The organism is Pseudomonas sp. LB3P58, assembly GCF_054897895.1.
Window position 1 is genome coordinate 4,649,881 of the sequence record NZ_JBUBVE010000001.1, and the last position, 26,109, is coordinate 4,675,989.

29 protein-coding genes and 1 tRNA gene are annotated in these 26,109 nt (G+C 58.0%); 6 read left to right on the plus strand and 24 right to left on the minus strand.

All coding sequences use genetic code 11. The annotated features are described in order from the left end of the window. Window positions 1-33: 33 nt before the first annotated feature. Window positions 34-522 carry an RDD family protein gene (locus tag ACYZTZ_RS21615; protein WP_056741405.1) on the plus strand — a complete coding sequence of 163 codons (489 nt, stop codon included), beginning with the start codon at window positions 34-36 and terminating at the stop codon, window positions 520-522. 63 nt (window positions 523-585) lie between these two features. On the opposite strand, the gene nadA is transcribed toward ACYZTZ_RS21615, so the two are convergent. The 18 genes from nadA to ACYZTZ_RS21705 all read right to left on the minus strand — a co-directional run bounded on the left by nadA (window position 586) and on the right by ACYZTZ_RS21705 (window position 15,028). Next, window positions 586-1,644 (minus strand): quinolinate synthase NadA, encoded by a 1,059-nt coding sequence (gene nadA, locus ACYZTZ_RS21620; protein WP_046049655.1) that lies wholly within the window; start codon window positions 1,642-1,644, stop codon window positions 586-588. 271 nt (window positions 1,645-1,915) lie between these two features. Continuing rightward, window positions 1,916-1,991 (minus strand) — tRNA-Lys (locus ACYZTZ_RS21625). Between the two features lie 63 nt (window positions 1,992-2,054). Beyond that, on the minus strand, window positions 2,055-2,747 hold the full coding sequence (gene queC, locus ACYZTZ_RS21630; protein ID WP_461999659.1) for a 7-cyano-7-deazaguanine synthase QueC: 693 nt from the start codon (window positions 2,745-2,747) through the stop codon (window positions 2,055-2,057). A gap of 1 nt (window position 2,748) precedes the next feature. Further along, window positions 2,749-3,396: a 7-carboxy-7-deazaguanine synthase QueE gene (queE, locus tag ACYZTZ_RS21635; protein WP_046049720.1), complete on the minus strand. Its 648-nt coding sequence runs from the start codon at window positions 3,394-3,396 to the stop codon at window positions 2,749-2,751. A 166-nt stretch (window positions 3,397-3,562) separates the two neighbouring features. After that, window positions 3,563-4,402, minus strand: a complete 840-nt coding sequence (gene ybgF / locus ACYZTZ_RS21640) for a tol-pal system protein YbgF (RefSeq protein ID WP_056741404.1) — start codon at window positions 4,400-4,402, stop codon at window positions 3,563-3,565. A 6-nt stretch (window positions 4,403-4,408) separates the two neighbouring features. Continuing rightward, window positions 4,409-4,906: a peptidoglycan-associated lipoprotein Pal gene (gene pal, locus ACYZTZ_RS21645; protein ID WP_003178634.1), complete on the minus strand. Its 498-nt coding sequence runs from the start codon at window positions 4,904-4,906 to the stop codon at window positions 4,409-4,411. Between the two features lie 52 nt (window positions 4,907-4,958). Then, entirely contained in the window at window positions 4,959-6,239 is a 1,281-nt protein-coding gene (gene tolB, locus ACYZTZ_RS21650; protein WP_177338849.1) for a Tol-Pal system beta propeller repeat protein TolB, read from the minus strand. Window positions 6,240-6,256: 17 nt separating this feature from the next. Continuing rightward, complete coding sequence (gene tolA / locus ACYZTZ_RS21655) at window positions 6,257-7,336, minus strand: cell envelope integrity protein TolA (protein WP_046049658.1); 1,080 nt, start codon at window positions 7,334-7,336, stop codon at window positions 6,257-6,259. Then, window positions 7,336-7,788: a protein TolR gene (gene tolR, locus ACYZTZ_RS21660; RefSeq protein WP_161807482.1), complete on the minus strand. Its 453-nt coding sequence runs from the start codon at window positions 7,786-7,788 to the stop codon at window positions 7,336-7,338. Before tolR ends, tolA begins: the two co-directional genes overlap by 1 nt. 23 nt (window positions 7,789-7,811) lie before the next feature. Further along, on the minus strand, window positions 7,812-8,507 hold the full coding sequence (gene tolQ / locus ACYZTZ_RS21665; RefSeq protein ID WP_046049659.1) for a protein TolQ: 696 nt from the start codon (window positions 8,505-8,507) through the stop codon (window positions 7,812-7,814). After that, the gene (gene ybgC / locus ACYZTZ_RS21670) at window positions 8,497-8,964 is read right to left on the minus strand and encodes a tol-pal system-associated acyl-CoA thioesterase (protein ID WP_008147372.1); all 468 of its coding nucleotides are present in this window, start codon (window positions 8,962-8,964) and stop codon (window positions 8,497-8,499) included. Before ybgC ends, tolQ begins: the two co-directional genes overlap by 11 nt. 127 nt (window positions 8,965-9,091) lie before the next feature. Continuing rightward, on the minus strand, window positions 9,092-10,153 hold the full coding sequence (gene ruvB / locus ACYZTZ_RS21675; RefSeq protein WP_461999660.1) for a Holliday junction branch migration DNA helicase RuvB: 1,062 nt from the start codon (window positions 10,151-10,153) through the stop codon (window positions 9,092-9,094). Further along, window positions 10,154-10,768, minus strand: coding sequence for a Holliday junction branch migration protein RuvA (gene ruvA / locus ACYZTZ_RS21680; RefSeq protein ID WP_046049661.1), 615 nt, complete (start codon window positions 10,766-10,768; stop codon window positions 10,154-10,156). Window positions 10,769-10,883: 115 nt separating this feature from the next. Beyond that, the gene (ruvC, locus tag ACYZTZ_RS21685; RefSeq protein WP_008147379.1) at window positions 10,884-11,408 is read right to left on the minus strand and encodes a crossover junction endodeoxyribonuclease RuvC; all 525 of its coding nucleotides are present in this window, start codon (window positions 11,406-11,408) and stop codon (window positions 10,884-10,886) included. Window positions 11,409-11,563: 155 nt separating this feature from the next. After that, window positions 11,564-12,310, minus strand: a complete 747-nt coding sequence (locus ACYZTZ_RS21690) for a YebC/PmpR family DNA-binding transcriptional regulator (protein ID WP_461999661.1) — start codon at window positions 12,308-12,310, stop codon at window positions 11,564-11,566. Window positions 12,311-12,433: 123 nt separating this feature from the next. Beyond that, entirely contained in the window at window positions 12,434-14,209 is a 1,776-nt protein-coding gene (aspS, locus tag ACYZTZ_RS21695) for an aspartate--tRNA ligase (RefSeq protein ID WP_056741400.1), read from the minus strand. 121 nt (window positions 14,210-14,330) lie between these two features. Next, the gene (locus ACYZTZ_RS21700; protein WP_010457489.1) at window positions 14,331-14,552 is read right to left on the minus strand and encodes an FmdB family zinc ribbon protein; all 222 of its coding nucleotides are present in this window, start codon (window positions 14,550-14,552) and stop codon (window positions 14,331-14,333) included. A gap of 137 nt (window positions 14,553-14,689) precedes the next feature. Next, entirely contained in the window at window positions 14,690-15,028 is a 339-nt protein-coding gene (locus tag ACYZTZ_RS21705; protein WP_461999662.1) for a ribbon-helix-helix domain-containing protein, read from the minus strand. 420 nt (window positions 15,029-15,448) lie between these two features. On the opposite strand from ACYZTZ_RS21705, the gene ACYZTZ_RS21710 reads away from it, so the two are divergent. Next, entirely contained in the window at window positions 15,449-16,051 is a 603-nt protein-coding gene (locus tag ACYZTZ_RS21710) for a cold-shock protein (protein WP_056741398.1), read from the plus strand. A gap of 70 nt (window positions 16,052-16,121) precedes the next feature. Here ACYZTZ_RS21710 and ACYZTZ_RS21715 read toward each other — a convergent pair whose 3' ends face one another. Both ACYZTZ_RS21715 and ACYZTZ_RS21720 read right to left on the minus strand, forming a co-directional pair. Beyond that, complete coding sequence (locus tag ACYZTZ_RS21715; RefSeq protein WP_046049666.1) at window positions 16,122-16,328, minus strand: SlyX family protein; 207 nt, start codon at window positions 16,326-16,328, stop codon at window positions 16,122-16,124. A 3-nt stretch (window positions 16,329-16,331) separates the two neighbouring features. Next, on the minus strand, window positions 16,332-16,757 hold the full coding sequence (locus ACYZTZ_RS21720) for an HIT domain-containing protein (protein WP_095132741.1): 426 nt from the start codon (window positions 16,755-16,757) through the stop codon (window positions 16,332-16,334). Window positions 16,758-17,674: 917 nt separating this feature from the next. On the opposite strand from ACYZTZ_RS21720, the gene ACYZTZ_RS21725 reads away from it, so the two are divergent. After that, window positions 17,675-19,030, plus strand: coding sequence for an OprD family porin (locus tag ACYZTZ_RS21725; RefSeq protein ID WP_461999663.1), 1,356 nt, complete (start codon window positions 17,675-17,677; stop codon window positions 19,028-19,030). Window positions 19,031-19,172: 142 nt separating this feature from the next. Here ACYZTZ_RS21725 and ACYZTZ_RS21730 read toward each other — a convergent pair whose 3' ends face one another. Next, complete coding sequence (locus ACYZTZ_RS21730) at window positions 19,173-20,015, minus strand: mechanosensitive ion channel family protein (RefSeq protein WP_461999664.1); 843 nt, start codon at window positions 20,013-20,015, stop codon at window positions 19,173-19,175. Between the two features lie 186 nt (window positions 20,016-20,201). After that, the gene (locus ACYZTZ_RS21735) at window positions 20,202-20,687 is read right to left on the minus strand and encodes a YajQ family cyclic di-GMP-binding protein (RefSeq protein WP_007906601.1); all 486 of its coding nucleotides are present in this window, start codon (window positions 20,685-20,687) and stop codon (window positions 20,202-20,204) included. A gap of 141 nt (window positions 20,688-20,828) precedes the next feature. Between ACYZTZ_RS21735 and ACYZTZ_RS21740 the strand changes: the two genes are divergently transcribed. From ACYZTZ_RS21740 to ACYZTZ_RS21750, 3 genes are read left to right on the plus strand one after another with little or no spacing between them, the layout of a single operon-like run. Further along, entirely contained in the window at window positions 20,829-21,746 is a 918-nt protein-coding gene (locus ACYZTZ_RS21740) for a putative 2-dehydropantoate 2-reductase (protein ID WP_461999665.1), read from the plus strand. 45 nt (window positions 21,747-21,791) lie between these two features. Further along, entirely contained in the window at window positions 21,792-23,828 is a 2,037-nt protein-coding gene (locus ACYZTZ_RS21745) for a sensor histidine kinase (RefSeq protein WP_461999666.1), read from the plus strand. Window positions 23,829-23,830: 2 nt separating this feature from the next. Then, the gene (locus tag ACYZTZ_RS21750) at window positions 23,831-24,412 is read left to right on the plus strand and encodes a cob(I)yrinic acid a,c-diamide adenosyltransferase (RefSeq protein ID WP_461999667.1); all 582 of its coding nucleotides are present in this window, start codon (window positions 23,831-23,833) and stop codon (window positions 24,410-24,412) included. Window positions 24,413-24,520: 108 nt separating this feature from the next. Here ACYZTZ_RS21750 and ACYZTZ_RS21755 read toward each other — a convergent pair whose 3' ends face one another. Both ACYZTZ_RS21755 and ACYZTZ_RS21760 read right to left on the minus strand, forming a co-directional pair. Next, entirely contained in the window at window positions 24,521-25,465 is a 945-nt protein-coding gene (locus ACYZTZ_RS21755; protein ID WP_461999668.1) for a Nudix family hydrolase, read from the minus strand. Continuing rightward, entirely contained in the window at window positions 25,462-26,094 is a 633-nt protein-coding gene (locus ACYZTZ_RS21760) for a glutathione S-transferase family protein (protein WP_461999669.1), read from the minus strand. The genes ACYZTZ_RS21755 and ACYZTZ_RS21760 overlap by 4 nt, the downstream gene beginning before the upstream one ends. Window positions 26,095-26,109: the final 15 nt, after the last annotated feature.

Sequence of the window (26,109 nt, forward strand, 5' to 3'; positions counted from 1 at the left end):
AAAATGGCTTCTTTTTTCCGCCCAGAGGCTGCCATGTCGAAACACCTGCTCAAACCCCAGGGCGACTTTCCCGTCGCCACCCTGGGTCGTCGCCTGGCAGCGATGTTCTACGACTTCCTGTTGTGTACCGCCCTGCTGATCGTCACCAGCGGCATTTACAAGATGATCCAGATGGCGATCATCGGCGAAGACAAAATGCGCACCCTGACCGAAGCCGGCGCGCTGGACGGCGATCCATTGCTGTCGACGGTGCTGCTGTTTGTGCTGTTCGGTTTCTTCGCCAAATTCTGGACCTGGTCCGGTCAGACCCTGGGCATGCAGGTCTGGTGCATACGCGTGCAAAACGCCGATGGCTCATCCATCAGCCTGTGGCAGGCGTTGCTGCGCTTTGTGGTGTCGATCGCGTCCTTGCTGTGCGTCGGGCTGGGTTTCTTCTGGTCGCTGTTCGACAAACAGAAACGCAGCTGGCATGACATCTACTCCAATACCCAGCTCGTGCGGATTCCAAAGAAAACCAAGTAATTCAGCAGATGCAAAAACGCCCCGATCAAATCGGGGCGTTTTTTTTGGCTCACTGTCGGCGAATCAGGCGTTACCGGCCAATTTCATCCGCGCTGCCTGTGTGAAGTCGAGCATGCGCTTGAGCGGCCGAATCGCTTGCGGAATCAGCGCGGGATCAACAAAGATCTCGTTAGCCCCCTCCTTCAAGCTCTTGAGCGTGCGCTCAAGGGTATTCATCGCCATCCACGGGCAATGTGCGCAACTGCGGCATGCTGCGCCGTTACCGGCCGTTGGCGCTTCGATGAAGACCTTGTCCGGGCACAGCTGCTGCATCTTGTAGAAGATGCCGCGATCAGTGGCGACGATAAAGGTCTTGTTTGGCAGGCTCTGCGCTGCCGCAATCAATTGACTGGTGGAGCCGACGGCATCCGCCAACTCGATCACCGAAGTCGGCGACTCCGGGTGCACCAGAATCGCTGCGTCCGGGTACAGCGCCTTCATGTCTTCGAGCTGCTTGGACTTGAACTCTTCGTGAACGATGCAGGCACCGTCCCACAGCAGCATGTCCGCGCCGGTCTGGCGCTGGATGTAGGTGCCCAGGTGTTTGTCCGGGCCCCAGATGATGGTTTCGCCGTTATCCATCAGGCTTTCAACGATCTCCAGCGCGCAGCTTGAAGTCACCACCCAATCCGCCCGGGCTTTGACCGCCGCCGACGTGTTGGCATACACCACCACGGTACGTTCCGGGTGCTGATCACAGAACGCCGAGAACTCGTCCACCGGGCAACCCAGGTCCAGCGAGCAGGTCGCTTCCAGGGTCGGCATCAGGATGCGTTTTTCAGGGTTGAGGATTTTGGCGGTCTCGCCCATGAACTTCACACCGGCGACCACCACGGTCTTGGCCGGGTGAGCACTGCCGAAGCGAGCCATCTCCAGCGAGTCGGAGACGCAACCGCCGGTTTCTTCGGCAAGGGCCTGAATAACCGGATCGCAATAGAAGTGAGCAACCAGCACCGCATCCTGAGCCTTGAGCTCGGCAGCGATGGCGGCACGGTAATAGGCCTCCTCCTCGGCAGTCAGCGGCTTGGGCTGCTTGGCGTCGAGGTGGGCTTGAACCAGAAGGCGTTCGGAAATCTGCGTCATGTTCGCAAGACCTGCAGGCGCTTTCGCGCGAAAGTCGAGTATACACCCGGCTCCGGACCCTTCAGGGTACCGCCGGGAGAGTGAGTATCATCAGGCACGGACAACGTTGAAGCTGCGCAAGGCTACAGAATATCCCGTTGATGCAAAAGATGATTCTGACCTGCGTCACGGGTCGCAGCCCGGAACTGGGCAAGCTCAAATCGCGGGCAAAAAAAAATCCGGAAATCCTCACTTGCGTGGGCCTTCCAGACTTTTAAAACTGCTACAAAAATGGTGGGTCGTGTGGGATTCGAACCTACGACCAATTGGTTAAAAGCCAACTGCTCTACCAACTGAGCTAACGACCCGCTGTGTGGTGGCGCGTATAATACTGATTTTTAAGGACTATTCAACACCTAATTTGAAATAAATCAAAAATAAGGTGTTGGGTCGCTGATTCCGGCCGCCGCGAAGCCTTCTGCACGCAGTCGGCAGCTGTCGCATTTACCGCATGCACGGCCGTTATCGTCGGCCTGATAGCAGGAAACAGTCAGCCCGTAATCAACACCCAGCTTCACGCCTGCCAGGACGATCTGTGCCTTGCTCAGGTTCTGCAGTGGAGCCTGAATGCGGAAACCATTCCCCTCTACACCAGCCTTGGTCGCCAGATTGGCCATGCGCTCGAAGGACTCGATGAACTCGGGACGGCAGTCCGGGTAACCGGAGTAATCCACGGCGTTGACACCGATGAAGATGTCGCGGGCACCGAGCACTTCAGCCCAGCCCAACGCCAGCGACAGAAATACCGTGTTGCGCGCCGGCACGTAAGTGACTGGAATGCCCTCCCCCAGCTCTTCCGGAATGTCGATGCTGCTGTCAGTCAGTGCCGAGCCGCCCATACCGTTCAGGTTGAGACCGATCACCTTGTGCTCGACCACACCCAGGTCACGGGCAACACGTGCAGCGGCGTGCAACTCTGCTTGAGACCGCTGACCATAATCGAAGCTCATGGTGTAGCAGCTGTAGCCTTCAGCACGAGCCATCGCCACGACGGTCGCCGAGTCAAGGCCGCCGGACAGCAGAATGACCGCACGTTTTTCGGTAGTGTTCAGTTGTTCAGTCATTTCAGCGCCCCGGCTCGTCATTCCAAAGATATTTATGCAGCTGCAATTGCAGACGCACTGGCAGGTTGTCCGCCACCACCCAGTCAGCCAGATCCCGAGCATTCAGGTCATGGTGACTGGGCGAGAACAGGACTTCGCCGGCGCGCTGATCCAGACCGTACTGGATCAGCTTGGACACGGCCCAGTCATAGTCTTCCCGCGAGCAGATAACAAACTTCACCTGATCGTTGCGCGTGAGCAGTTCGATGTTCTCGTAGCGGTTGCGGTGAGCTTCTTTCGAACCCGGGGTTTTCAGGTCGACGACGCGACTGACCCGTGGATCGACCGCCGAGATATCCAGGGCACCGCTGGTTTCCAGCGAGACCTCGTAACCGGCGTCACACAACTGCTTGAGCAATGGGATAGCGTTGGGTTGTGCCAGCGGCTCACCGCCGGTGACACAGACGTAACGCGGACGAAAACCGGCCACTTGCTCGAGGATGTCATCGAGCGGGCGAATGGTGCCGCCTGTGAATGCGTAGGCGCTGTCGCAGTATTGGCAACGCAATGGGCAACCGGTCAAGCGCACAAAAACAGTGGGCAGCCCGGCAGTCCGCGTTTCACCCTGCAACGAGTAGAAAACTTCGGTAATTCTCAATGTGTCTTGCATAGTCGCCACGGGCATAACAGCTAAACAGGCTGTCCGCCTCCGTCAGGCACTTCAAGGAACCCCGCCAACGCGCAGATTCCAAAAAGCGTGTTTCATAAAAAGGGCGTGAATTCTAACGAAAAAACCCGCGACAAGCGCGGGTTTCTTCAAAACAGGTCAAGCAGCCTTACATCTTTTGCAGATCACGCTGGGCCAGCTGAGCGGCGGAAGTGCCCGGATATTGGGACACAACCTGTTGCAGAATGCCTTTGACCTTGTCGGGATGACCAAGGCGACGCTCTACATCAGCCAGCTTGTACAGCGAATCAGGCACTTTAGGGTGCTTGGGGTACAGCTGCGAAACCTTGGCAAACGCCTGACCTGCACCTTGCAGATCGCCTTTGGCCAAATTCACTTCGCCCAACCAGTACTGAGCATTGCCCGCGTACTGGCTGTTCGGGTACTTGCGCAGGAATGCGGCAAACGCCTGGCTGGCCTTGTCGAAATCCTTGGCCTTGATCAGGTCGAAGGCTGCATCGTAATACAGTTTTTCCTTCGCCGGATCAGCCGGTTCGCTACCTGCGGCAGGTGCCTGAGCGGCTGCCGCTCCTGCGGCTGCACCCGCTGCTGCACCGGGGGCATTCAAATTGCCACCGGTGGAAGAATTATCAGGAGTCGCGGCTGGTGCAACGCCGGTTCCTATGCGCCGATCAAGATCCTGATATCGCTCCAGGTTCTCTTGCTTCATGCGCGCTACATCATTTTGCAGAACTTCGATGATGCCTTGTTGGCGCGAGATCTGCTCCTGCATTGATTGCAGTTGGTTGAACAGCTCGCCCTGTGCCGAGACAGGGGCCGAAACCCCTCCCCCGGCATAGGCGCCGTTCGTACCGTAACCTGCAGGCGGATTACTAGTCCCGCTATTGGTATAGCCGGAGTCGTTATCGACCACAGGAACCGCAGCCCACACCGCAAGCGGTGCGAGGCTGAGAGCCAAAACAGTTACAGCACGACGGCACGTTCGCATGACGAATTACTTACGCAGTTCGACGCGACGGTTTTGAGCCCAGGACTGCTCGTCGTTGCCGGTAGCAACTGGACGCTCTTCGCCGTAGGAAACCAGTTCCAGCTGAGCTGGGGAAACACCTTGCAGTACCAGGTAACGCTGAACGGCTTTCGCACGACGCTCGCCCAGTGCCATGTTGTACTCACGAGTACCACGTTCGTCGGTGTTGCCTTCCAGAACAACGCGAGCGCCGTTTGCTTTCAGGTCCTTGGCGTGAACGTCCAGAGCGCGCATGGCTTCTGGCTTCAGGTCCGAACTGTCGTATTCGAAGTAGAAAGTGGTGATTGCGCGCAGAGCAGCTTCTTCGCTCAGGGAGCCGTCAACTGCACCAGTGTTTGCGCCGTAACCAGCGTTTGGATCTACAGCGCCTTCACCGGCATTGTCGCCGCCTTTGGACGAGCAACCTACAGCTACAGCCATGGCCAGAGCCAGCGCAGCAAATTTACCAAACTTCAGCATTTCCATCGTAAAACTCCTAATGAACCCCAATGTGTTAAGTACAACGTATAGCGCCGCGTCAGTTCAGGTAAGGGGACCAGGAAGGTTCTCTGACTTCGCCTTGAGCGGTAGGAAGCGGGAGCCTTACGCGTCCATTAATGGACACGAGCATCAAGACTCCCCGGCCCTGCTGGCGGGTGGCGTAGATTACCATGGTGCCGTTGGGCGCAACAGTAGGCGACTCGTCCAGAGTGCTATCAGTGAGGATTTTTACGCTTCCGCGCTGCAAATCCTGGGCCGCCACCTTGAAATTAGTGAAACCTTCCTGACGATGGATCATCACCAGGGTCTTTTCATCAGCCGAAAGCTTAGGGTTGGCGTTGTAGTTACCGATAAAGGTCACACGTTCCGCACCACCACCGCCTGCGCTGGTTTTGTAGATCTGCGGCTTGCCGCCACGGTCCGAGGTGAAGTAGATGGTCGAACCATCCTTACCCCAGAACGGTTCGGTGTTGATGCCAGGACCGTTGGTGACGCGAGTGATCTGACGCGAACCCAGGTTCATCACGTAGATGTCCGGGTTGCCGTCTTTCGACAGTACGAATGCCAGACGATTGCCATCAGGCGACCACGCTGGCGCGCCATTCAGGCCTTCGAAGTTGGTGATCTGCTCACGGCGACCGGTGTCGATGTTCTGCATGAAGATACGCGGACGCTTCTGCTCGAACGACACATAAGCGATGCGCTTGCCGTCCGGTGCGAAACGCGGCGACAGGATCGGCTCGCGCGATTGCAGCAGGGTCACGGCACGGGCACCGTCATAGTCCGAACGTTGCAGCGTGTAGCGAGTGTTCTTCTCGGAGAAACGCTCGGCCGTCACGTACAGCAGACGAGTCGAGAACGCACCTTTGATACCGGTGAGTTTTTCGAACGACTGGTCCGCAATGTAGTGCGACATGTCGCGCAGTTGTTCGACGCTACCCGACACGCTGCCGGTCAGCACTTGCTGCTCGGTGGCGACGTTGAACAGTGCGTATTGAACCTGCAGGCGACCGCCCGCAGGAGCAATGCTGCCGACCATGACGTACTGGGCGCCCAGCGCCTTGAAGTCACGGAAGATGATTTCGCTGGCCTGGCTTGGCTGGCTGATCATGTTCTGTTTTGGAATCGGCGAGTAGTAACCCGAGTTGCGCAGGTCGTTACCGATGATTTCGGCCATGTCGTCCGGCAGCACGCTGCCGCCCTGATTGCCAAACGGAACGACTGCGATCGGGGTGGCCCGATCACTGCCGCTGGTGACCAGAATGTTTTTTTCATCGGCTGCCGCTATCCCTGCCATGCAGCAGATAACGACAAGCATTCCTCGAAGAAGGTTTCTCACAAGGCTAGATCCTCAGGTGTGAATGTCATCTTGAATGAACGATACGGAGCGAAATCGCTCGGCTTCATTCCCTGCATTTCTGTCAAACGTCCAATATTCTTCACCGCTGCTACAGCCGAAGCGTCAAACGGACCATCGCCACTGGACTTGGCCACGCTGACCGAAGTCACCGTACCGTCCGGCAACATGCCGATTTGCAACACGACTGTCATGCCTTTACGGGCCGAAGGTGGACGAGCCCAGCCTTCCGCTGCACGAGCACGGATCAGATCATCGAAACTACCGGCGACTTCGTCACCCTGCTCATCCGCCAAGGCCTGCTGACGCTGCGGCGTGTCGGAAAGCAAATCTGCCAGGGCCTGAGCCTTTTTGTCTTCGGCGGATTTACGCGACGCTTCCTGCGATTTTTTCTTCGCAGCATCAGCAGCAGCTTTCTTCTTCGCGTCTTCCGCGACTTTCTTCTTCGCGTCTTCAGCTTCAGATTTCTTCTTGGCGTCTTCCGCGGCTTTCTTCTTCGCGTCTTCGACGATCTTTTTCTTCGCTTCTTCAGCGGCCGCTTTCTTGGCCTCTTCTTCAGCTGCTTTCTTGGCTTCTTCTTCAGACTTCTTCTTGGCTATATCAGCCAATTGTTTCTCTTCGGCCTTTTTGGCTTCGGCGGTCTTCTTCGCTTCATCGGCTTTCTTGGCTTCATCAGCCTTTTTAGCCTCTTCCGCTTTCTTCGTCTCGTCGGCCTTTTTGGATTCTTCGGCTTTTTGAGCCGCATCTTCCTTCTTTTGTTCCGCGGCTTTGATCGCTTCCTGCTCGATCTTCTTCTGTTCCATCTGTTCGACTTCGGTCTGGCGCGCAGCAGATTTCTGCGCCTCACCAGCAATCTTCTGATTGGTCTGAGTGGTCGCCCGACTTTTCGATTTCAGTTGGTACAGGGTTGCCTGGACAATAGGCTTGGCCGGCGGTAATTCCGGCGTGAAGGCGAAACTGACAAACAGCATGCCGAAAACCAGCACGTGCAAGACAAGCGCCCAGACACTAGGCCAGAAGTAGCTTTCCGAGGCGGACGGCTCTCGCATTTGCTGCATCAGGGTGCCTCGGTAATCAAGCCAACATTACCGACCCCGGCTTTCTGCAACCCGCCCATGGCGCCCATGACGGAACCGTAGTCGACGGTCTTGTCGCCGCGGATGAACACCTGGGTACGCTTGCCACCTTCAGTGCCGGCGCGAATGATTTTGGTCACCGCGTCAGTCATCTGCGGCAAGGTCATGGCCTTGTCCTGTTGCTTTTCAGTGTCGACTTCGCTGCCAAGGTTCCAGTAGTAGGTCTTGTCAGCCTTGATCGAAATGGTCAGGACCTGGGTGTTGTTGTCCTGCGGCAAGGCTTCGCTGGAAACCTTGGGCAGATCAACTTTCACGCCCTGATTGAGCATCGGAGCGGTCACCATGAAGATGACCAGCAGCACCAACATCACGTCGATGTAAGGCACCACGTTCATCTCGGCAACCGGCTTGCGCTTTTTGCGAGCTCGAGCGATTAAAGCCATTGGAAATTACCTGCTTATTCTTCGCTGGTGTGCACTTTGCGGTGCAGGATCGCCTGGAATTCATCGGCGAAGGTGTAGTAACGGCTCAGCAGGGTTTCACTGCGAGCAGCAAAACGGTTGTAAGCAATAACGGCCGGGATGGCGGCGAACAAGCCGATCGCGGTTGCAATCAGTGCCTCGGCGATACCTGGAGCCACAGTGGCCAGGGTCGCTTGCTGGGCAGTGGCCAGGCCACGGAAGGAGTTCATGATCCCCCAGACGGTACCGAACAGACCGATGTACGGGCTGACGGAACCTACGGTCGCGAGGAACGGCAGGCTCTGCTCGAGCTTTTCTTCTTCGCGGGAAATGGCGACGCGCATGGCACGGGCCACGCCTTCCATGACCGCTTCCGGGTCAACGCCTGGCTGCTGGCGCAGACGGGAGAATTCCTTGAAACCGGCACGGAAGATCTGCTCTACGCCCGAATCCGGATCAGGGTTGCTGCCGGCCTGACGGTAGAGTTTGGACAGGTCGATACCCGACCAGAAGCGCTCTTCAAAGCTCTCCAGGGCACGTCGACCGGCGCGCAGCAGGTTGCTGCGCTGAAAGATCATGATCCATGAGGTCACCGATGCGGCTACCAGGATCAGCATTACCAGTTGCACCACGATACTGGCATTGCTGACCAGGCTCCACATGGAGGAATGGTCGACGACGTTAGCTTCCACGCTTTATCTCCTGCTTTGAGTGTGTACCCGCGCCGCTCACGTCGGCAAAGGCCGCACGTAGAGCTTCGGGAATGGCCCGGGGTTTCAAACTGTTAGTGCGCACACAGGCCACCAAAAACTGCCCTTCGCAGAGCAGCGCATTATCCGTGGCTCGCCTGACCTGCTGTTTAAAGCGCAGGCTGACACGGTTCAATTCGATTACTTCAGCGCTTACCAGCAGCTCGTCGTCCAGTCGCGCCGGCGCGTGGTAACGCGCTTCGCTGGAATGCACGACGAACAACAGGTCCTCACCTGCCAGCTGGGATTGGGCAAAGCCCAGCTCCCGGAGCCGCTCGGTTCGAGCCCGTTCCATAAACTTGAGGTAATTAACGTAATACACGATGCCGCCCGCATCGGTGTCCTCGTAATAAACGCGACAACGAAGTGCGAAAGGCTCAAGCCCGTTTTGCGCGCGCATACTCTAGTGCTTACTCCTCAGGTTGCCAATCCGGCCAGGCAACTGTTTTTCATTGATTCACGGCTTTCTGGCGAAAGTACGGTCCTGAGACCGCACAAACCCCGAATAAATCAGCGCGCAAAGGTTATTAATCGTCCACGGCATCGAGGAACTCGTCTACCACGGGCATCTCGCCCAATCGTGACGGGATGTTTAAACCGAAGTGCAAGTACGCATGCCGGGTCACCACTCGCCCCCGCGGCGTACGCATGATGTAGCCCTGCTGGATCAGGTACGGCTCCAGCACGTCTTCAATGGTGTGGCGCTCTTCACTGATGGCTGCGGCGAGGCTATCGACCCCGACCGGTCCACCGTCGAACTTCTCGATCATGGTCAACAACAGACGTCGATCCTGGTGATCGAAGCCGCGCTCGTCGACATCCAGCAGGTTCAAGGCCAGGTCGGCGATCGGTTTGGTGATGTGGCCCTTGGCGCGAACTTCAGCGAAATCCCGAACCCGGCGCAGCAAGCGGTTGGCGATCCGCGGCGTACCACGGGCACGACGGGCGATTTCGAAGGCGCCTTCCGGGTCCAGCGGCAAGCCGAGGATGGTAGCCGAACGACTGACAATCGTTGCCAAGTCAGCGGTGTTGTAGAACTCAAGGCGCTGGACGATCCCGAAACGGTCGCGCAGCGGATTGGTCAGCATTCCCGCCCGCGTCGTCGCACCGACCAGGGTGAACGGTGGCAGATCAAGCTTGATCGAGCGCGCGGCCGGCCCTTCGCCGATCATGATGTCGAGCTGGAAATCTTCCATGGCCGGGTACAGCACTTCTTCGACGATCGGCGAGAGCCGATGGATTTCGTCGATGAATAGCACGTCGTGTGGCTCAAGATTAGTCAGCAGCGCAGCCAGATCACCCGGGCGTTCAAGCACAGGGCCCGAGGTGCTCTTGATCGAAACGCCCATTTCCTGGGCGATGATGTTGGCCAGGGTGGTTTTACCCAGACCCGGCGGGCCGAAAATCAGCGTGTGGTCCAGGGATTCATTGCGCCCACGGGCAGCCTGGATGAACAACTCCATTTGCTCGCGAACGGTCGGCTGGCCAATGTACTCGGCCAGACTGACAGGACGTATCGCCCGGTCCTGGACTTCTTCGCGGTCACGAGGGCCAGACGTGGCCGTAATCAGACGATCAGCTTCAATCACTTAGATCATTCCCTTCAGGGCACGACGAATCATGTCTTCACTGCTCAAACCTTTCTCCTTGATCGCAGAAATCGCCTTGCTGGCTTCCTGCGGCTTGTAGCCCAGGGAGATCAGCGCGCTGACCGCGTCATTTTCGGCGGTGGCGACCGGCGTCGTATCTGGCCCACCCGGCTGGTTTGGTACCAAAGCGAACATCGCCGGCACCGTTTCCCACGCCTTGAAGCGGTCCTTGAGTTCCACCAGCAAACGCTCGGCAGTCTTCTTGCCCACACCTGGCACCTTGGTCAGGGCCGAGGTGTCCTGGGACTGTACGCAGCGGACCAGTTCATCGACTTCCAGGCTCGACATCAGGGCCAGGGCCAGTTTCGGCCCTACACCATTGAGACGGATCAACTCGCGAAAAAAGTCTCGCTCACGCTTGCCGAAGAAGCCATAGAGTAACTGCGCGTCTTCGCGTACGACCAAATGGGTGTGCAAGGTCAGCGGTTCACCGACCGACGGCAAGCGATACAGCGTGGTCATGGGCACTTCCAGCTCATACCCCAGACCGTTTACATCCAGAATCAGGTGCGGCGGCTGTTTCTCAGCCAGTGTGCCGCGCAAGCGTCCAATCACGTTTCAGATCCTTGAGCGTTGGCCAGATCAGTGCTGGCGACTGACAGAACAAGGGTTTTGCGCCGACGACACAGGCGCAAAACCCTCGTTCCATAAAAAATGATTGCTGATGCTATCAGAGACGCAGGCGCCCGCCACGACTGCGTGCCGTACCCAGGCCATGGGGCAACAGGCTGGAACGGGTGTGAGCATGGCAAATGGCAATGGCCAGGGCGTCCGAGGCATCGATTTGCGGCTTGCTGGTCAGTTTCAGCATGTGCATGACCATCATTTGCACCTGTTCTTTATTCGCCGCGCCGGTCCCGGTCACCGCCTGCTTGACCTGGGTCGCGGTGTACTCAGCGATTTCCAGGCTCTCTTCCGCCCCGGCAACGATGGCTGCGCCGCGGGCCTGGCCAAGTTTCAGCGCAGAGTCGGCGTTGCGCGCCATGAAGACTTTTTCGATGCCCATGGTCACCGGGCCGTAGGTCTGGATGACTTCGCGTACACCGCGATAGACGATTTGCAGGCGTTCATGCAGCTCGCCGGAACCTGTGCGAATGCAGCCCGACGCCACGTACACGCAACCACGCCCGGTATCACGCACCACGCCATAACCGGTAATGCGCGAACCGGGGTCGATACCAAGAATTAAAGTCATAACGCCTGCGGGTTAAGTAAAAGCACGGTATTCAATACAGCGAATAACAATTGTGGGAGCTGGCTTGCCTGCGATGGCATCACCTCGGTGTATCAGACAGACCGAAGTGATGCCATCGCAGGCAAGCCAGCTCCCACATTGGATCTTAGTCGCCCTTAACCGAGCTGCGCGGCTACCGACTCTGGAATGTCCGCGTTGGAATAAACGTTCTGCACGTCATCCAGGTCTTCAAGCATGTCGATCAGCTTGAGAACCTTCTCGGCGCCTTCCAGATCCAGTTCGGCACTGGTGGTCGGCAACATCACGATTTCCGCGTCATCACCTTTGAAACCGGCCGCTTCCAGCGTGTTACGCACCGAGTAGAAACCGGCGAACGAGGTGAATACGTCGATGGAGCCGTCTTCGTGGGTCACCACGTCATCGGCATCGGCCTCCATTGCCGCTTCCATCAGCGCATCTTCATCGACGCCCGGCGCGAAGGAAATCTGCCCCTTGCGCTCGAACAGATAGGCCACCGAACCGTCCGTACCGAGGTTGCCGCCGCACTTGCTGAACGCGTGGCGAACAGCGGCTGCGGTGCGATTGCGGTTGTCGGTCATGCACTCGACCATCACCGCCACGCCGCCCGGGCCGTAGCCTTCGTAGCTCAGTTCGACCATGTCGTCGGTGTCGGCAGCACCGGCGCCGCGGGCCACCGCGCGATCAATGATGTCGCGGCTCATGTTCGCGCCGAGGGCCTTGTCCAGCGCCAGACGCAAACGCGGGTTGGAACCCGGATCACCACCGCCCTGACGGGCAGCAACGGTCAGTTCACGAATCCACTTGGTGAAAATCTTGCCCTTCTTGGCATCCTGACGTTCTTTGCGGTGCTTGATGTTCGCCCACTTGGAATGACCCGCCATATCTCGCTCCGAATTCTCTTTGAAACATTGCCCGCCGCGCCATGAGGCGCCAGCCAGCAAACAAAAATCTCGACCACTCTATAAAGAAAGGGCGCATCCGAAGATGCGCCCTTCTGGTCAGCCTTACTCAGCTTTAGGCGTTTCGCGCAGACGAATGTGCAGTTCGCGCAATGCCTTGGCATCTACAGCACCCGGAGCCTGAGTCATGACGTCAGCCGCGCTCTGGGTTTTCGGGAAGGCGATCACTTCACGGATCGACTGGGCGCCGGTCATCAGCATCACCAGACGATCCAGACCGAAGGCCAAACCACCGTGTGGCGGCGCGCCGTACTTCAGGGCGTCGAGCAAGAAGCCGAATTTCTCTTCCTGTTCCGCTTCATTGATACCCAACAGGCGGAACACCGTCTGCTGCATTTCCTTGCGGTGGATACGGATCGAACCGCCACCCAGCTCGGTGCCGTTCAGGACCATGTCGTAGGCACGGGACAGAGCGGTCGCCGGGTTGGCTTCCAGTTCTTCCGGGGTGCACTTCGGCGCGGTGAACGGGTGGTGTAAGGCAGTGAAGCTACCGTCGTCGTTCTCTTCGAACATCGGGAAGTCGACGACCCACATCGGCGCCCACTTGCAGGTCAACAGTTCCAGGTCGTTACCGACCTTGATCCGCAGCGCGCCCAAGGCTTCGCTGACGATCTTGGCTTTGTCGGCACCGAAGAACACGATGTCGCCGTCAACCGCGCCAACGCGATCGAGGATCACATTGAGGTTGGCTTCAGGGATGTTCTTGACGATTGGCGACTGCAGGCCTTCAACACCTTTGGCGCGCTCGTTGACCTTGATGTACGCCAGGCCCTTGGCACCGTAGATGCCGACGAACTTGGTGTAGTCGTCGATCTGCTTGCGCGGCATGCTCGCAGCACCTGGAACGCGCAGGGCGGCAATACGGCATTTCGGGTCGTTGGCCGGGCCGCTGAACACCTTGAAATCGACGTCTTTCAGTTGGTCGGCAACGTCAACCAGTTCCAGCGGGTTACGCAGGTCCGGTTTGTCGGAACCGTAACGACGCATGGCCTCTTCGAAGGTCATGTGCGGGAAGTCGCCGAATTCCAGATCCAGCACTTCCTTGAACAGGTTGCGGATCATTTGTTCGGTGATGCCCATGATCTCTTTTTCATCGAGGAAGCTGGTCTCGATGTCGATCTGGGTGAATTCCGGCTGACGGTCGGCACGCAGGTCTTCGTCGCGGAAGCACTTGGCGATCTGGTAGTAACGGTCGAAGCCGGCGACCATCAGCAGCTGCTTGAACAGCTGTGGCGATTGAGGCAAAGCGAAGAAGGAACCGGCGTGGGTACGGCTCGGCACCAGGTAGTCGCGAGCGCCTTCCGGGGTGGCACGGGTCAGGATCGGCGTCTCGACGTCGAGGAAGCCGTTCTCGTCCAGGAAGCGACGGATGCTGGTGGTCATGCGCGAGCGCAGACGCAGCTTCTCGAGCATTTCCGGGCGACGCAGGTCGAGGAAGCGATAACGCAGGCGGGTTTCTTCGCCGACGTCGGAGAACTCGTTGAGCGGGAACGGCGGGGTTTCCGACTCGTTCAGCACTTCAAGTTCGTAGCCCAGCACTTCGATCATGCCCGACGCCATGTTGGCGTTGGTGGCACCGGCCGGGCGCAGGCGCACCTTGCCGGTGATCTTGACCACGTATTCGCTGCGCACGCGATCGGCGGCGGCGAAGGATTCAGCGCGGTCCGGATCGAACACCACCTGGGCCAGACCGTCACGATCACGGATATCGAGGAAAATCACCCCACCGTGGTCACGGCGACGGTGAACCCATCCGCAAAGGGTAATTTCCTGGCCTTCCAGGCTTTCGTTCAGTTGGCCGCAATAATGGCTGCGCATCATGGTAGTGGTTTCACTTCTCGTAATCGAAATTCGGTTGGAGACCTTGCTCATATCCTGCCCTTGTGAAAGGCGCCAGATGAGGCAAGAGCTCGCACGTGTCGTTCAACTCAGGTTCAAGACCCTAGTCAGCTTTGTCGCCGCCGGCCAGATTCTTCTTGGAACCGGTCTTGAAATCGGTTTCGTACCAGCCGGTGCCGCTAAGGCGGAAGCCCGGCATGGACAGCATCTTCTTAAGCTCTGGCGCCTGGCAGGCAGGGCAGTCGACCAGCGGTGCTGCGCTGATCTTTTGAATGGCTTCCAACTGATGACCACAGGAAGCACATTGATAGTCGTACATCGGCATGGGGGTTGTCTCGGCGATCAGATTGCTACCGCACACGCTGGGTTTTGCGGCAAAGAGCGGGATTATATCCATTAAATGCAGCCTGTGCAGCCGTAAGACTGCACAGACCGACACTCTACCCATTCCACCCCTTGTGGCTAAGGCATGGCGACGCAGCCGCCTTCCTTCAGGCTGTGCACGACGCACACAACCCGCACCAGCCCGGTGAAGTTCTTGACCCCGCCGTGACGTAAATGCACCTCGCGGTCCACATGGGACAACAGCGCACTGACCGTACAGCAGTTGTCCTTGGCCATGTCGCCCAAAATATCCCAATAGACCTGCTCAAGCCGCAAGCAGGTGGCGAAGCCATTCAAACGCACCGACCGGGATAAAGGCTGGGCCAGGCCCATATCAAATTCGCTGACAAATGGATCGATCCTTATCTCCTTGACCGGGCCGACCCTCCCCTCGCTTCTCCTGTCTTCGTAATCCATATCGTTGATACTCCTTAGCCATCCTTGCCTTCTTTAAGAGCAATATCTGTTGCCTTATAAAAGCGCAGGCGCAAAGGTATATCCAGATGACTTTATGACCATCAACGTAGGATAAGCCAACAACTGAAGGGCGATCATGGAGACCGTCCTAGGCCGGCCATTTTCCTACACGCCTGAGCGCAATATCATTCAACAGAAAGACACTTACGCGACAAATCGACCCTCAGGGCACCGCTGGACTGGCTGATTTGAGTAGCCGCAGGCTTTGCTGTTAAATAGGCAGTGTGTCGCTACCGCCTATTTTCCGGGGGCTGCGCATAGGCTGGTACCGGGTACGTGTCCAACGCCTCTTATTGTTCTGAAGCGAACCGTGCTCAATCAGCTCTTCCTTGTGATCCGTCTTAACGTGAGTTACTCAAAATGTTGAAAATTGTCCACCTGCTAATGGGCGCAGCAGCCTTGCTGTTGTCCTTCATCCCTAGCCTGCGATCCGAAGCCGTACCTTACCTGCAACAACCCGATGCGCTGTACCTGGCCTTTTTCGGCCTGCTCAACCTCACCCTCGCTCCTGTTATCCCTTACTGGAACAAAGGCCCGCGTCATCAACTGCAAAACCTGGTCAGCGCCCTGCTGGTTCTGGCCGTCGTCCTGCAAACCCTGACGCTGATCGCGCCAATGCCTGTCATTGCCGGTCAACCTGCTGTTCTGTTCAGCCTGGTCGCAGCCCTGATTGCCGTTTTTCTGCACCTGGCCATCAGTTTCTACAAATCTTCACCGGCCGCCGCCTCGCCAAGCTATGACATGAGCAACCGCGATACCGGTACCGTCAAGTGGTTCAACACCTCTAAAGGCTTCGGCTTTATTTCCCGTGATTCCGGCGATGATATTTTCGTGCATTTCCGGGCTATTCGTGGCGAAGGTCACCGCGTCCTGGTCGAAGGCCAGCGCGTGGAGTTCTCCGTCATGAATCGTGACAAAGGCCTGCAAGCCGAAGATGTGATCGCCGCTCTGCCGCGCCGCTGATTCAAGGCTAAAAAAAACCGCGAACAGCCTGGCTGTTCGCGGTTTTTTATTGCCCGTCTGCTGATCACACTTAGTAATGCGGCGGTGGCGCTTCTTCTTCAAACGTCTCGAACTGACCGGCCATTTCCTCTTGCCGCTTGAGCAAGGCGGTCATTTGCAGTTGCAGGCGCTCAACCGCACGCTGCTGCGTCGCCAGCACATCACTCAATGCCTGGATGGTGTCATCCTGAAATGCCAGCTGGCTCTCCAGATCGGTAACGCGATCTTCCAGGCTCATGATTCAACCCTCCAGAAACGTAAAATCATCGGTCAAAACCAGGCGCAACCGCTCGCGAATCAACGCGATCTGCTCTGAGCCATAAGGCTTGGCCGGGTGTTTACCCCAGACCGGCGCCGGCCAGGCGGCGTCCTCACGCTTGCGCACAATCACATGCATGTGCAACTGACTGACGACGTTACCCAAGGCCGCGACATTCAATTTGTCCGCGTCAAACGAGTCCTTGAGCATTTCCGCCAGTGCGGTCGTTTCCTGCCACAGCTGCTGTTGATCGGCGACATCCAACTGAAATATCTCACTGATATCGTCGCGACGTGGCACCAGAATGAACCAGGGGTAGTTCGAATCATTGGACAGCAGCAACCGGCAGAGTGGGAAGTCCCCGATCGGTAACGTGTCTTGTTGAAGCCGTGGATCTAAAGCGAACACTGCGCGCACTCCCGCCTGGTCATCATTTTTTCAGCTTAGCGCCCATCCCGAGAGACGGCGCACCAAGCGACAGGACGGCAGCATACCTGCGAACGCCGCCGGCTTCACGACGAACCATGGTCGAAGCCTACCCGAGAAACTACAAACGACCGGTCACGCGCCCCGACATGAGTCATTTTCGATCAGGGCGCACCATTACAGAACCAATAACCACGCAAAAAACGCCGAACTGACTGAAAAACAACGAAGCGTTCGTGATTGGCAAACGGGCGCACTGTATGAATTCAGTACAGCGATTAAAATTTTTTGCACCAAAACCGCACAGTGCGTCTACGCTGAGTCGGTCAGGCATCCGCCATCTACTCACTGGTGGGGTGAACCGGTAACGTTTTTGGTTGTCACGCAGTCGGCCACGAGGGTACAACACGATGCAAACCATGGCGTCAAGCCCGAACAAAAGGTGCTTGAACACCCCGGCTTTATGAGGTTTTTACAGCGACAGGCAGGCTTTCAGAAAAAAACAGCAGCAGGATTCTGATTTGTGCACGCTTGTTGCATTCACACCCACATCGCCTCTAAAGCGTCCGCTGGAAGTGGACGCTTTAAGGCAAATAAAAACAGTGGCAGGGTTGCCCGATGGAGATTCAAACGTTTCACCAGGGACTCTTTTTACCGATGCTCAGGCCCTGAAAACAACGTTAAAAGTTGTCAGTCCGCTTGCGTCGGGGCTGTAAATTTGCGACATCTACCAAGCCATTTGCGACAGGGTCGTAAAGAAGCTGAAAGGTTAGATACGCAAGTATCGCCAACATGGTCGGCGTGATATAAGTTTGCGCCGACACAAAAAGAAAGAGCCGCCCAGATAATAAATCAGGTGGGACGGCAGTACTCTTCTAAAACCAAAGGAGCAAATCACGATGCGCGTGATGAAGTGGAGCATGATCGCACTGGCAGTTGCAGCAGCAGCCAGTACTCAGTTGGCAGTAGCCGCACCTTTCGTAAGCGACCAGGCAGAAGCCAAAGGTTTTGTTGAAGACAGCAAGCTCGACTTGCTGGTTCGCAACTACTACTACAACCGTAACAAGACCGACGGCGCAACCGACGACAAAGACTGGACCCAGGGCATTCAGGGCATGTTCAGCTCTGGCTACACCCAAGGTCTGATCGGTGTTGGCGTTGAAGCTTGGGGCCAACTGGCCATTAAGCTGGACGGTTCCGATAAATATGCAGGTTCCGGCAACATGTCCGTGGGCTCTGATGGCGAAGTCAACAACAGCCAGGGCAAAGCCGGCGCTGCCGCCAAGTTCCGCATCTCCAAGACCGAGCTGAAAGTCGGCGACATGCAGCCAAGCACCTCTCCGGTGTTCGCTGTTGGCGGTTCCCGTATCCTTCACCAAACTGCCAGCGGTATCCAACTGCAGAGCAGCGAAGTCAAAGACCTTGACCTCGAAGCGGGTCACTTCTACTCGGCGACCAGCCAGGACAAGAACGCCCGTGACGGCGAGCTGTGGGCTACCTACGCTGGCGTGCAAGCCAACTCCATCGACTACTTCGGCGGCAAATATGGCGTTACCGATAACCTGAGCTTCTCGCTCTACGGTGCCAAGCTCGAAGACGTCTGGAACCAGTACTACGCGAACGCGAACTACACCCTCCCACTGGGTGGCGATCAGTCGCTGAACTTCGACGGTAACTACTACAACACCAAGGACACCGGTAACGCTAAAGCAGGCGACATCAGCAACAACGCCTACTCCCTGGCTGCTGCTTTCTCGTTCCTGAAAGCGCACACCCTGACCCTGGGCTTCCAGAAAGTGAACGGCGACACTCCGTTTGACTACATCGGTGTAGGTGGTCACAACCCAGCACAGAACCGCGGTGGCGACTCGATCTTCCTCGCCAACTCCATCCAGTACTCTGACTTCAACGCCCCAGGCGAGAAGTCTGCCCAGATCCGTTACGACCTGAAAATGGCTGAGTATGGCGTTCCAGGTCTGAGCTTCATGACCCGTTACGTGAAAGGCTGGAACATCGACGGCACCGGTCTTGCTGCTAACAGCGTATACCGCGACAGTAACGGCAACCCGCTTTACGGTGCAGACGGCAAACACCACGAAACCAACGTGGAAGTTAAGTACGTCATTCAATCCGGCCCAGCTAAAGATCTGTCGTTCCGCATCCGTCAAGCATGGCACACCGCCAATGCTGACGAAGGCGAAGGCGATATCTCTGAGTTCCGCCTGATCACCGACTACCCGCTCAACATTCTGTAATTACAGAAAGTTAGTTCGCGGTAATCAAAAAAAGGCCCATCTTCGGATGGGCCTTTTTTCGTTGGCTACAAACAATGCGTTAAAACGATCAAATCCGTGAGGAACTTGCCTGACCAAAGAGTCAGACATGATCAAAAAACAATCACTGCACCGCAGACTCCTGAACCACACGAATCATCCGCTGTGGCAACGGAACATCAACACCGGCAGTTTTCAAACGATCACGGGACTGTTCGTTAAACATGAACATCACGTCCCAATAATCCGCAGTCTTAACCCAGACCCGAAGCGAAAGCGTGATTGAACTGTCACCCAGAGTAGAAACCACCGCTTGAGGTACCGGATCTGCCAATACGCGCGGATCTTTGGCCAGTTCCAACAACACTTCACGGGCCTTCTGCAAGTCCGCTTCGTAATCCACACCCACATCAAACACAACTTTGCGCGTCGGTTGACGGTTAGTGTTGGTGATGATGCCGTTCGACAGGTTGCCGTTCGGCACGATGATGGTTTTGTTATCGCCGGTGCGCAGGACGGTGTGGAAGATCTGAATGCTGTCGACCGTGCCGGCAACACCTTGGGCTTCGATCCAGTCACCAATGCGGAACGGGCGGAACAACAGAATCAGCACACCACCGGCGAAGTTCGCCAGGCTGCCCTGCAAGGCCAGGCCGATGGCCAGACCTGCCGCACCGATGGCCGCGACGAACGAAGTGGTTTCCACGCCGATCATCGAGGCGACGCTGACGATCAGCAGAACCTTGAGAATGATGTTCGCCAGGCTGCTGATGAAGCCTTGCAACGCCAGGTCGGCGTTACGCAGCGCCAACAGGCCGCCGAGCTTTTGCGTCACCTTGTTGATCAGCCACCAGCCGACTGCCAGGGTGATCACCGCCAGCAGCACGCGGCTGCCGTATTCCATGATCATCGGAATCCAGGCTTGAGACGCCTTGACCAGGTTGTCCACTTCAGTATTCAAATCCATCTACATTCTCCTGATTTCCGGCCATCCGGCACGCGAAAATAAGCGGCAGAAAAAGACCCGCCGGAATAAACACAATCCCTGTGGGAGCGGGCTTGCTCGCGAAAAAGGTGTATCAGTCGACATCATTGTTGAATGACACACCGCTTTCGCGAGCAAGCCCGCTCCCACAGGTTCCCGCCTGAAAGGTCAGTCGCGGAAGTTGTTGAACTGCAGCGGCATATCGAACGTCTTGGCACGCAGGGCCGCGATGGCTTCCTGCAAATCGTCACGCTTCTTGCCGGTAATGCGCACTTGCTCGCCTTGAATGGCTGCCTGAACCTTGAGCTTGGCGTCTTTGACATGAGCGACGATTTTCTTCGCCAGCTCTTTGTCGATGCCTTCCTTGAGGACCGCTTCCTGCTTCATCAGTTTGCCCGACGCATAGGCATCCTTGACTTCAAGGCACTGCACGTCGATTTTGCGCTTGACCAGGGCCAGCTTGAGGATCTCAATCATCGCTTCGAGCTGGAAATCGGCTTCGGCGGTCAGGTTGACGGTCAGGTCCTTTTCCTTGAACTCGAAGGTGCCTTTGCCTTTCAGGTCATAACGACGATCGAGTTCCTTGACGGCGTTCTCGACCGCGTTGGTGACTTCGTGTTTGTCCAGTTCGGATACCACGTCGAACGACGGCATGTAATCTCTCCAATAAAAGGGCATGCTCGATCACGATGGAGCACGCCTGGCTTGCGGTTAAAATCCGCGCTGATTATAACGGGTCTTTCCCATCATTCACTGCGAGCCTCCCATGCGCGCGATAAACAGAGTAAAAAGCTGATGTCCACCACCTGGCATGTTCTGGGCGCCGGCAGCCTTGGCACCTTATGGGCCACTCGACTGGCGCGGGCCGGCGTGCCGGTCAAGCTGATCGTGCGGGACGCTGCCCGCTTACAGGCGTATGAGGCGGCGGGTGGGTTGACGCTGGTCGAACACGGTAAAGCGCAGTGCTATCCGGTGCCCGCCGAGACACCCGACAGCGGTGAACCAATCAACCGCCTATTGGTGGCCTGTAAAGCCTACGATGCCGAGAAAGCCGTGGCCCAACTGGCTCCGCGCCTGGCCCCCGACGCCGAGCTGATCCTGTTGCAGAACGGTCTTGGCAGCCAGGACGCCGTCGCCACGCAGGTGCCGCAGGCGCGCTGCATTTGTGCGTCGAGCACCGAAGGCGCCTTTCGCGATGGCAACTGGCGCGTGGTGTTCGCCGGCCACGGTTACACCTGGTTGGGGGATGCCGGGCATCCCGTGGCGCCGATCTGGCTGGATGACGTGAGCGCCGCCGGTATTCCCCACGAGTGGAGCACCGACATTCTGACCCGGCTGTGGCGAAAACTGGCGCTCAACTGTGCGATCAATCCGCTGACCGTGCTGCACGACTGCCGTAATGGCGGTTTACAGGAACACCGCTGCGAAGTCGCCACCCTTTGCGGCGAATTGACCGAGCTGCTTGAGCGGTGCGGTCAGCCAGCAGCGGCCGAGGACCTTCAACAGGAAGTCGAACGGGTGATTCACGCGACCGCCGCCAATTACTCTTCGATGTACCAGGACGTCGCGAACCAGCGCCGCACCGAAATCAGCTATCTATTGGGTCATGCCTGCAAAGTCGCCGCGAGACATCAACTCAACCTGCCGCACCTGAATCAACTGGAGCAAAGGTTGATCACCCATCTGCACAGCCTTGGATTGCCCAGCGACTGAGCAGCGGCTACGCTGGCCACTTGTTCCTTTTCAGCGATGAACCTGATGCCATTGCGCCAGCGCCTTGAAAACCTTCCGGTCGGCCAGAAATTGCTGGCCGCCCTGCTGGTGCTGTTGACCACCGTCCTGCTGGTCGCCAACCTGACCTTTATCAGCGCCGCGTACTACATCTCCCAGGAAAGCATGGCACCTCAGGCCTTGCAGACCATCGGCCGCCTGGTGTCCAACCCCAGCCTGGTGTCCGAAGCCTTGCAGTCACCGCAAAGCGCCGAACGCCTGCTCAATGAACTCAACAGCTATTCACCGCTGCGCGCGGCGGCCCTTTATGACGGCAAGGGCGAGCGTCTGGCGCAGTTGCAGCATGGCGAAAATCTGAGCCTGCCAACGCGTTACCGGCACATCGAATCCTGGCAAGCCACCGAGTTTCGCAGCAATCAAATCATCACCCTGCCCCGCCCCGGCACCGCGCCCGGCCACCTGTTACTGGTCGCCAGCAGCGAACTGCCGATGGCGTTCTACACCGGCACCCTCACCGCCAGCCTCGGGATTCTGATCTTCAGTGTGCTGTTGTGGCTGGTGATCGCCCGACAGATCAAACGCCTGATTACCCGGCCGATCCATGAACTCGAAGAGCTGTCCCGGCAAGTGACCCGGGAGGAAAACTACGCCCTGCGCGCCTCCCGCGGCAACCATGACGAAATCGGCAGCCTCGCCGAGGCGTTCAACACCATGCTCTCGCGGATCGAGGCCCGTGAGCAGCAACTCAAACGGGCCCGGGACGATTCCCAGGCCGCGTATGACCAGGCTCAGGGCCTGGCCGAAGAAACCCGTCATACCAATCGCAAACTGGAACTCGAAGTTCAGGTCCGCAGCAAGATCGAGAAGAAGCTCACCGGCTTCCAGAACTACCTCAACAGCATCATCGACTCCATGCCATCGGCGCTGATCGCTCTTGATGAACAGCTCTACGTGACGCAGTGGAATCAGGAGGCCAGCGCCCTGTCTGGTACACGCCTCGACGAAGCCTTGAACCAGCCGATCTTCCTTGCCTTCGAACCGCTCAAACCGTTTCTGCCGCAACTCAAGCAAACCGTCGAGCAGCACACGGTGGCCAAAATCGAGCGTGTCACCTGGTTCAAGGACGAAGAACCCAAGCACTACGCGCTGACGTTCTACCCGCTGATGGGCGGCGCCGGGCGTGGTGTGGTGATCCGGATCGACGACATCACCCAGCGCCTGTCGCTGGAGGAGATGATGGTGCAGTCGGAAAAAATGCTCTCGGTCGGTGGCCTTGCCGCGGGTATGGCCCACGAGATCAACAACCCGTTGGGCGCGATCCTGCACAACGTGCAGAACATTCGCCGACGCCTTTCGCCTGATCTGCCGAAGAATCTCGAACAAGCCGAGCAAACCGGGATCGCGCTGGAAACGGTCAACAAATACCTGCAAGCGCGTGAAGTGCCGCAGTTGCTCGATGGCATTCAACAGGCTGGCGCCCGGGCGGCGAAGATTGTCACGCACATGCTCAGCTTCAGTCGCCGCAGTACCCGGCAAATGGCCCCGTGCGACCTGCCGGCGCTGATCGATCAGGCGGTAGAAATCGCCGGCAACGACTTCGACCTGGCGATCGGTTTCGACTTCAAGGGCCAGGCGATCATTCGCCAGTTCGATCCGCAACTCGGCCCCGTGCCCGGTACCGCTAACGAACTGGAGCAAGTGCTGCTCAATCTGCTGAAAAACGCCGCTCAGGCGATTCACCAACGTGAAGACGACCGCGAGCCGGGACGGATCATTCTGCGTACCAAGCTGAATCCGCCGTGGGCGGAAATCCAGGTAGAGGACAACGGCATCGGCATGAGCGAGAGTGTGCGCAAACGCACCTTCGAACCGTTCTTCACCACCAAGGAAATCGGTCAGGGCACCGGCCTTGGCCTGTCGGTCTCGTATTTCATCATTACCAACAACCACAAGGGTCAGATGGAAGTGCAATCGACCCTGGGCCAAGGCACGTGTTTCACCTTGCGCCTGCCCTTGGCGGGCACCCCGCTCGTCTCTCAAGAACTCAATCAGCTATCGAGGTAACCATGGGCTTTCGCTTGTCGAAGATTTACACCCGCACCGGCGACAAAGGCGAAACCGGGCTGGGCGACGGCCGCCGCGTGCCCAAGGATCATCCGCGGATCGAAGCCATTGGCGAAGTCGATACGCTGAACAGTCAGGTGGGTGTGCTATTGGCCGGGTTGGCGGCGGAAAGTGGCGAGTATCCGGGCTTGAACGAAGTGATCGAGGTTTTGGCGCCTTGCCAGCATCGGTTGTTTGATCTGGGTGGTGAACTGGCGATGCCGGTGTATCAGGCACTGAACTCGGCAGAAGTCGAACGGCTGGAAACTGCAATCGATGTGTGGAATGAAGAACTGGGGCCGCTGGAGAATTTCATTCTGCCGGGTGGCTCGGCGTTGATTGCCCAGGCTCATGTGTGCAGATGCCTGGCGCGCAGTGCCGAGCGGCGGTGTCAGCATTTGAACGCCGTCGAACCGTTGGCCGGGGTTGGGTTGGCGTACATCAATCGGTTGTCGGACTTGTTGTTTGTGGTGGCGCGGTTGATTGCCAAGCGGCAGGGGATTGCCGAGATACTGTGGCAACCGGCGCCGAAGCCTGAGGTTTAATCGGCGCCTGTCAGGCCGCTTTCGCGAGCAAGCCCGCTCCCACAGGGGAACGCATTCCAATGTGGGAGCGGGCTTGCTCGCGAAGGGGCCAGCGACTTCACTGCAGAATCAGGCTTCAGGCCAAAACGCCCGAATCCCCGCAGCACCCTGTGCGCCTGCTTCCCAGGCTTTCTGAAGATCTGCCGGGCCAACACCACCGAGCAGGAACACCGGTTTGCTGAAACCTTCGATCAACGCGCGAGCCTGTTCCCAACCCAGCGGCTGAGCCCCCGGATGAGTCAAGGTCGGTTGCACCGGTGACAGGGTCACAAAATCCACCCCCATCTGTTCGGCCAACGCCAGCTCTTCAGCGTTATGGCAGGACGCCGCCAGCCAGCGCGACGCCGGTAACGGGCGGCCAGCCGCCGCGTGCTTGCGCAGTTGCGCGGAGGTGATGTGCCAACCGGCGGACGGGAAATCTCCCAGCCACTCGAACGGCCCCTTGATCATCAACTGCGCCTTGCCGGCACACAGCCCCGCCGCGTCCACCGCCAGATCGCGGTACTTCGGATCGTAGCCGTTGGGTGCCCGCAACTGGATCAGCTTGATGCCGCCGGCAATGGCTTTTTGAATACCGCGCAGCAAAGCCGGGGTTTCCAGGTCTTCCGGGGTAATCAAATACTGCGCGGGTAACCGTGCAGCCGCGACAATCGGCTGGTTGGCCGCCGGGAACTCGTAGTTCAGCAGATCGCGGGGTGCGACCCATTCCAACGGCTGGCCTTCGGCGCCGTGCGGTTCGCCGGTAAAGGCCGACACTTCCCAAACGTCCAGCAACACTTGCTTGTCCGGGTAATCGTGTCGGACCTTGATCAGCGGGCGAGCCGCGTTGACCACGATGCCCAACTCTTCATGGAGCTCGCGAGCGAGGGCGGTTTCAACGGATTCGTCGGCCTCGACCTTGCCACCGGGAAACTCCCACAGGCCACCCTGATGTTGGGTGTCGGCACGGCGTGCGATGAGGATTTTGCCACTGCCATCGCGGATGACTGCGGCGGCTACGTGTACTCGCTTCACTGCCCGACCTCCTCCAGACCCGCCTTCTGCCACGCCTTGAAGGCTGGCCATTGGTAGAGGGTTTCGACGTAGGCCGCGTCCGCTGCGGGCAGCCTCACCTGATAGGTGCGCAGGCGCACGGCGATCGGTGCGAAGAAAGCATCGGCCAGGGTCGCGCCGCCGAACAGGAACGGACCGGTTTCAGTGGCGGCGGCGCGGCACTCGGCCCACAACGCCAACATCCGCTCGATGTCGGCCTGGACGTCAGCCGGTGCTGGCGACAGCGCAGCGTCGTGGCTCAGGTCGAATGGCATGTTGCCGCGCATGGCGAAAAAACCGCTGTGCATCTGCGCGCACGCCGAACGGGCCTGGGCGCGGGCGGCGGTGTCTTTGGGCCAGAGGCCGGCGTCGGGGAACTGCTCTGCCAGATACTCGGCAATCGCCAGGGAGTCGGCGATGGTGCCGTGTTCGGTTTTCAACAGCGGGACTTTGCCGGTCGGCGAGTGCTTGAGCAGACGCTCACGCGTATCCGGCTGGTTCAGCTTGATCAGTTCTTCGGTGTAAGGAACGCCAGCCAGGTCGAGAGCCAACGCGCCGCGCAGCGACCAGGAGGAAATCAGTTTGTCGCCGATGATCAGGTGCAAGCTCATGTTCGGGACCTTTTG

Excerpts from the sequence above, each read along its gene's own strand:
- aspS (WP_056741400.1), bottom strand. The coding sequence starts at position 14,209 with ATGATGCGCAGCCATTATTGCGGCCAACTGAACGAAAGCCTGGAAGGC.
- ACYZTZ_RS21700 (WP_010457489.1), bottom strand. The coding sequence starts at position 14,552 with ATGCCGATGTACGACTATCAATGTGCTTCCTGTGGTCATCAGTTGGAA.
- ybgC (WP_008147372.1), bottom strand. The coding sequence starts at position 8,964 with ATGCGCGCGCAAAACGGGCTTGAGCCTTTCGCACTTCGTTGTCGCGTT.
- queC (WP_461999659.1), bottom strand. The coding sequence starts at position 2,747 with ATGACTGAACAACTGAACACTACCGAAAAACGTGCGGTCATTCTGCTG.
- ACYZTZ_RS21690 (WP_461999661.1), bottom strand. The coding sequence starts at position 12,310 with ATGGCGGGTCATTCCAAGTGGGCGAACATCAAGCACCGCAAAGAACGT.
- ACYZTZ_RS21735 (WP_007906601.1), bottom strand. The coding sequence starts at position 20,687 with ATGCCGTCGTTCGACGTGGTATCCGAACTGGACAAACACGAAGTCACC.
- ACYZTZ_RS21740 (WP_461999665.1), top strand. The coding sequence starts at position 20,829 with ATGTCCACCACCTGGCATGTTCTGGGCGCCGGCAGCCTTGGCACCTTA.
- ACYZTZ_RS21730 (WP_461999664.1), bottom strand. The coding sequence starts at position 20,015 with ATGGATTTGAATACTGAAGTGGACAACCTGGTCAAGGCGTCTCAAGCC.
- ruvC (WP_008147379.1), bottom strand. The coding sequence starts at position 11,408 with ATGACTTTAATTCTTGGTATCGACCCCGGTTCGCGCATTACCGGTTAT.
- ACYZTZ_RS21745 (WP_461999666.1), top strand. The coding sequence starts at position 21,792 with ATGCCATTGCGCCAGCGCCTTGAAAACCTTCCGGTCGGCCAGAAATTG.
- queE (WP_046049720.1), bottom strand. The coding sequence starts at position 3,396 with ATGCAAGACACATTGAGAATTACCGAAGTTTTCTACTCGTTGCAGGGT.
- tolA (WP_046049658.1), bottom strand. The coding sequence starts at position 7,336 with ATGCAGCAAATGCGAGAGCCGTCCGCCTCGGAAAGCTACTTCTGGCCT.
- tolB (WP_177338849.1), bottom strand. The coding sequence starts at position 6,239 with ATGCTTGTCGTTATCTGCTGCATGGCAGGGATAGCGGCAGCCGATGAA.
- nadA (WP_046049655.1), bottom strand. The coding sequence starts at position 1,644 with ATGACGCAGATTTCCGAACGCCTTCTGGTTCAAGCCCACCTCGACGCC.
- ACYZTZ_RS21760 (WP_461999669.1), bottom strand. The coding sequence starts at position 26,094 with ATGAGCTTGCACCTGATCATCGGCGACAAACTGATTTCCTCCTGGTCG.
- ACYZTZ_RS21715 (WP_046049666.1), bottom strand. The coding sequence starts at position 16,328 with ATGAGCCTGGAAGATCGCGTTACCGATCTGGAGAGCCAGCTGGCATTT.
- ACYZTZ_RS21725 (WP_461999663.1), top strand. The coding sequence starts at position 17,675 with ATGCGCGTGATGAAGTGGAGCATGATCGCACTGGCAGTTGCAGCAGCA.
- ACYZTZ_RS21710 (WP_056741398.1), top strand. The coding sequence starts at position 15,449 with ATGTTGAAAATTGTCCACCTGCTAATGGGCGCAGCAGCCTTGCTGTTG.
- ACYZTZ_RS21705 (WP_461999662.1), bottom strand. The coding sequence starts at position 15,028 with ATGGATTACGAAGACAGGAGAAGCGAGGGGAGGGTCGGCCCGGTCAAG.
- ACYZTZ_RS21615 (WP_056741405.1), top strand. The coding sequence starts at position 34 with ATGTCGAAACACCTGCTCAAACCCCAGGGCGACTTTCCCGTCGCCACC.
- pal (WP_003178634.1), bottom strand. The coding sequence starts at position 4,906 with ATGGAAATGCTGAAGTTTGGTAAATTTGCTGCGCTGGCTCTGGCCATG.
- ybgF (WP_056741404.1), bottom strand. The coding sequence starts at position 4,402 with ATGCGAACGTGCCGTCGTGCTGTAACTGTTTTGGCTCTCAGCCTCGCA.
- ACYZTZ_RS21750 (WP_461999667.1), top strand. The coding sequence starts at position 23,831 with ATGGGCTTTCGCTTGTCGAAGATTTACACCCGCACCGGCGACAAAGGC.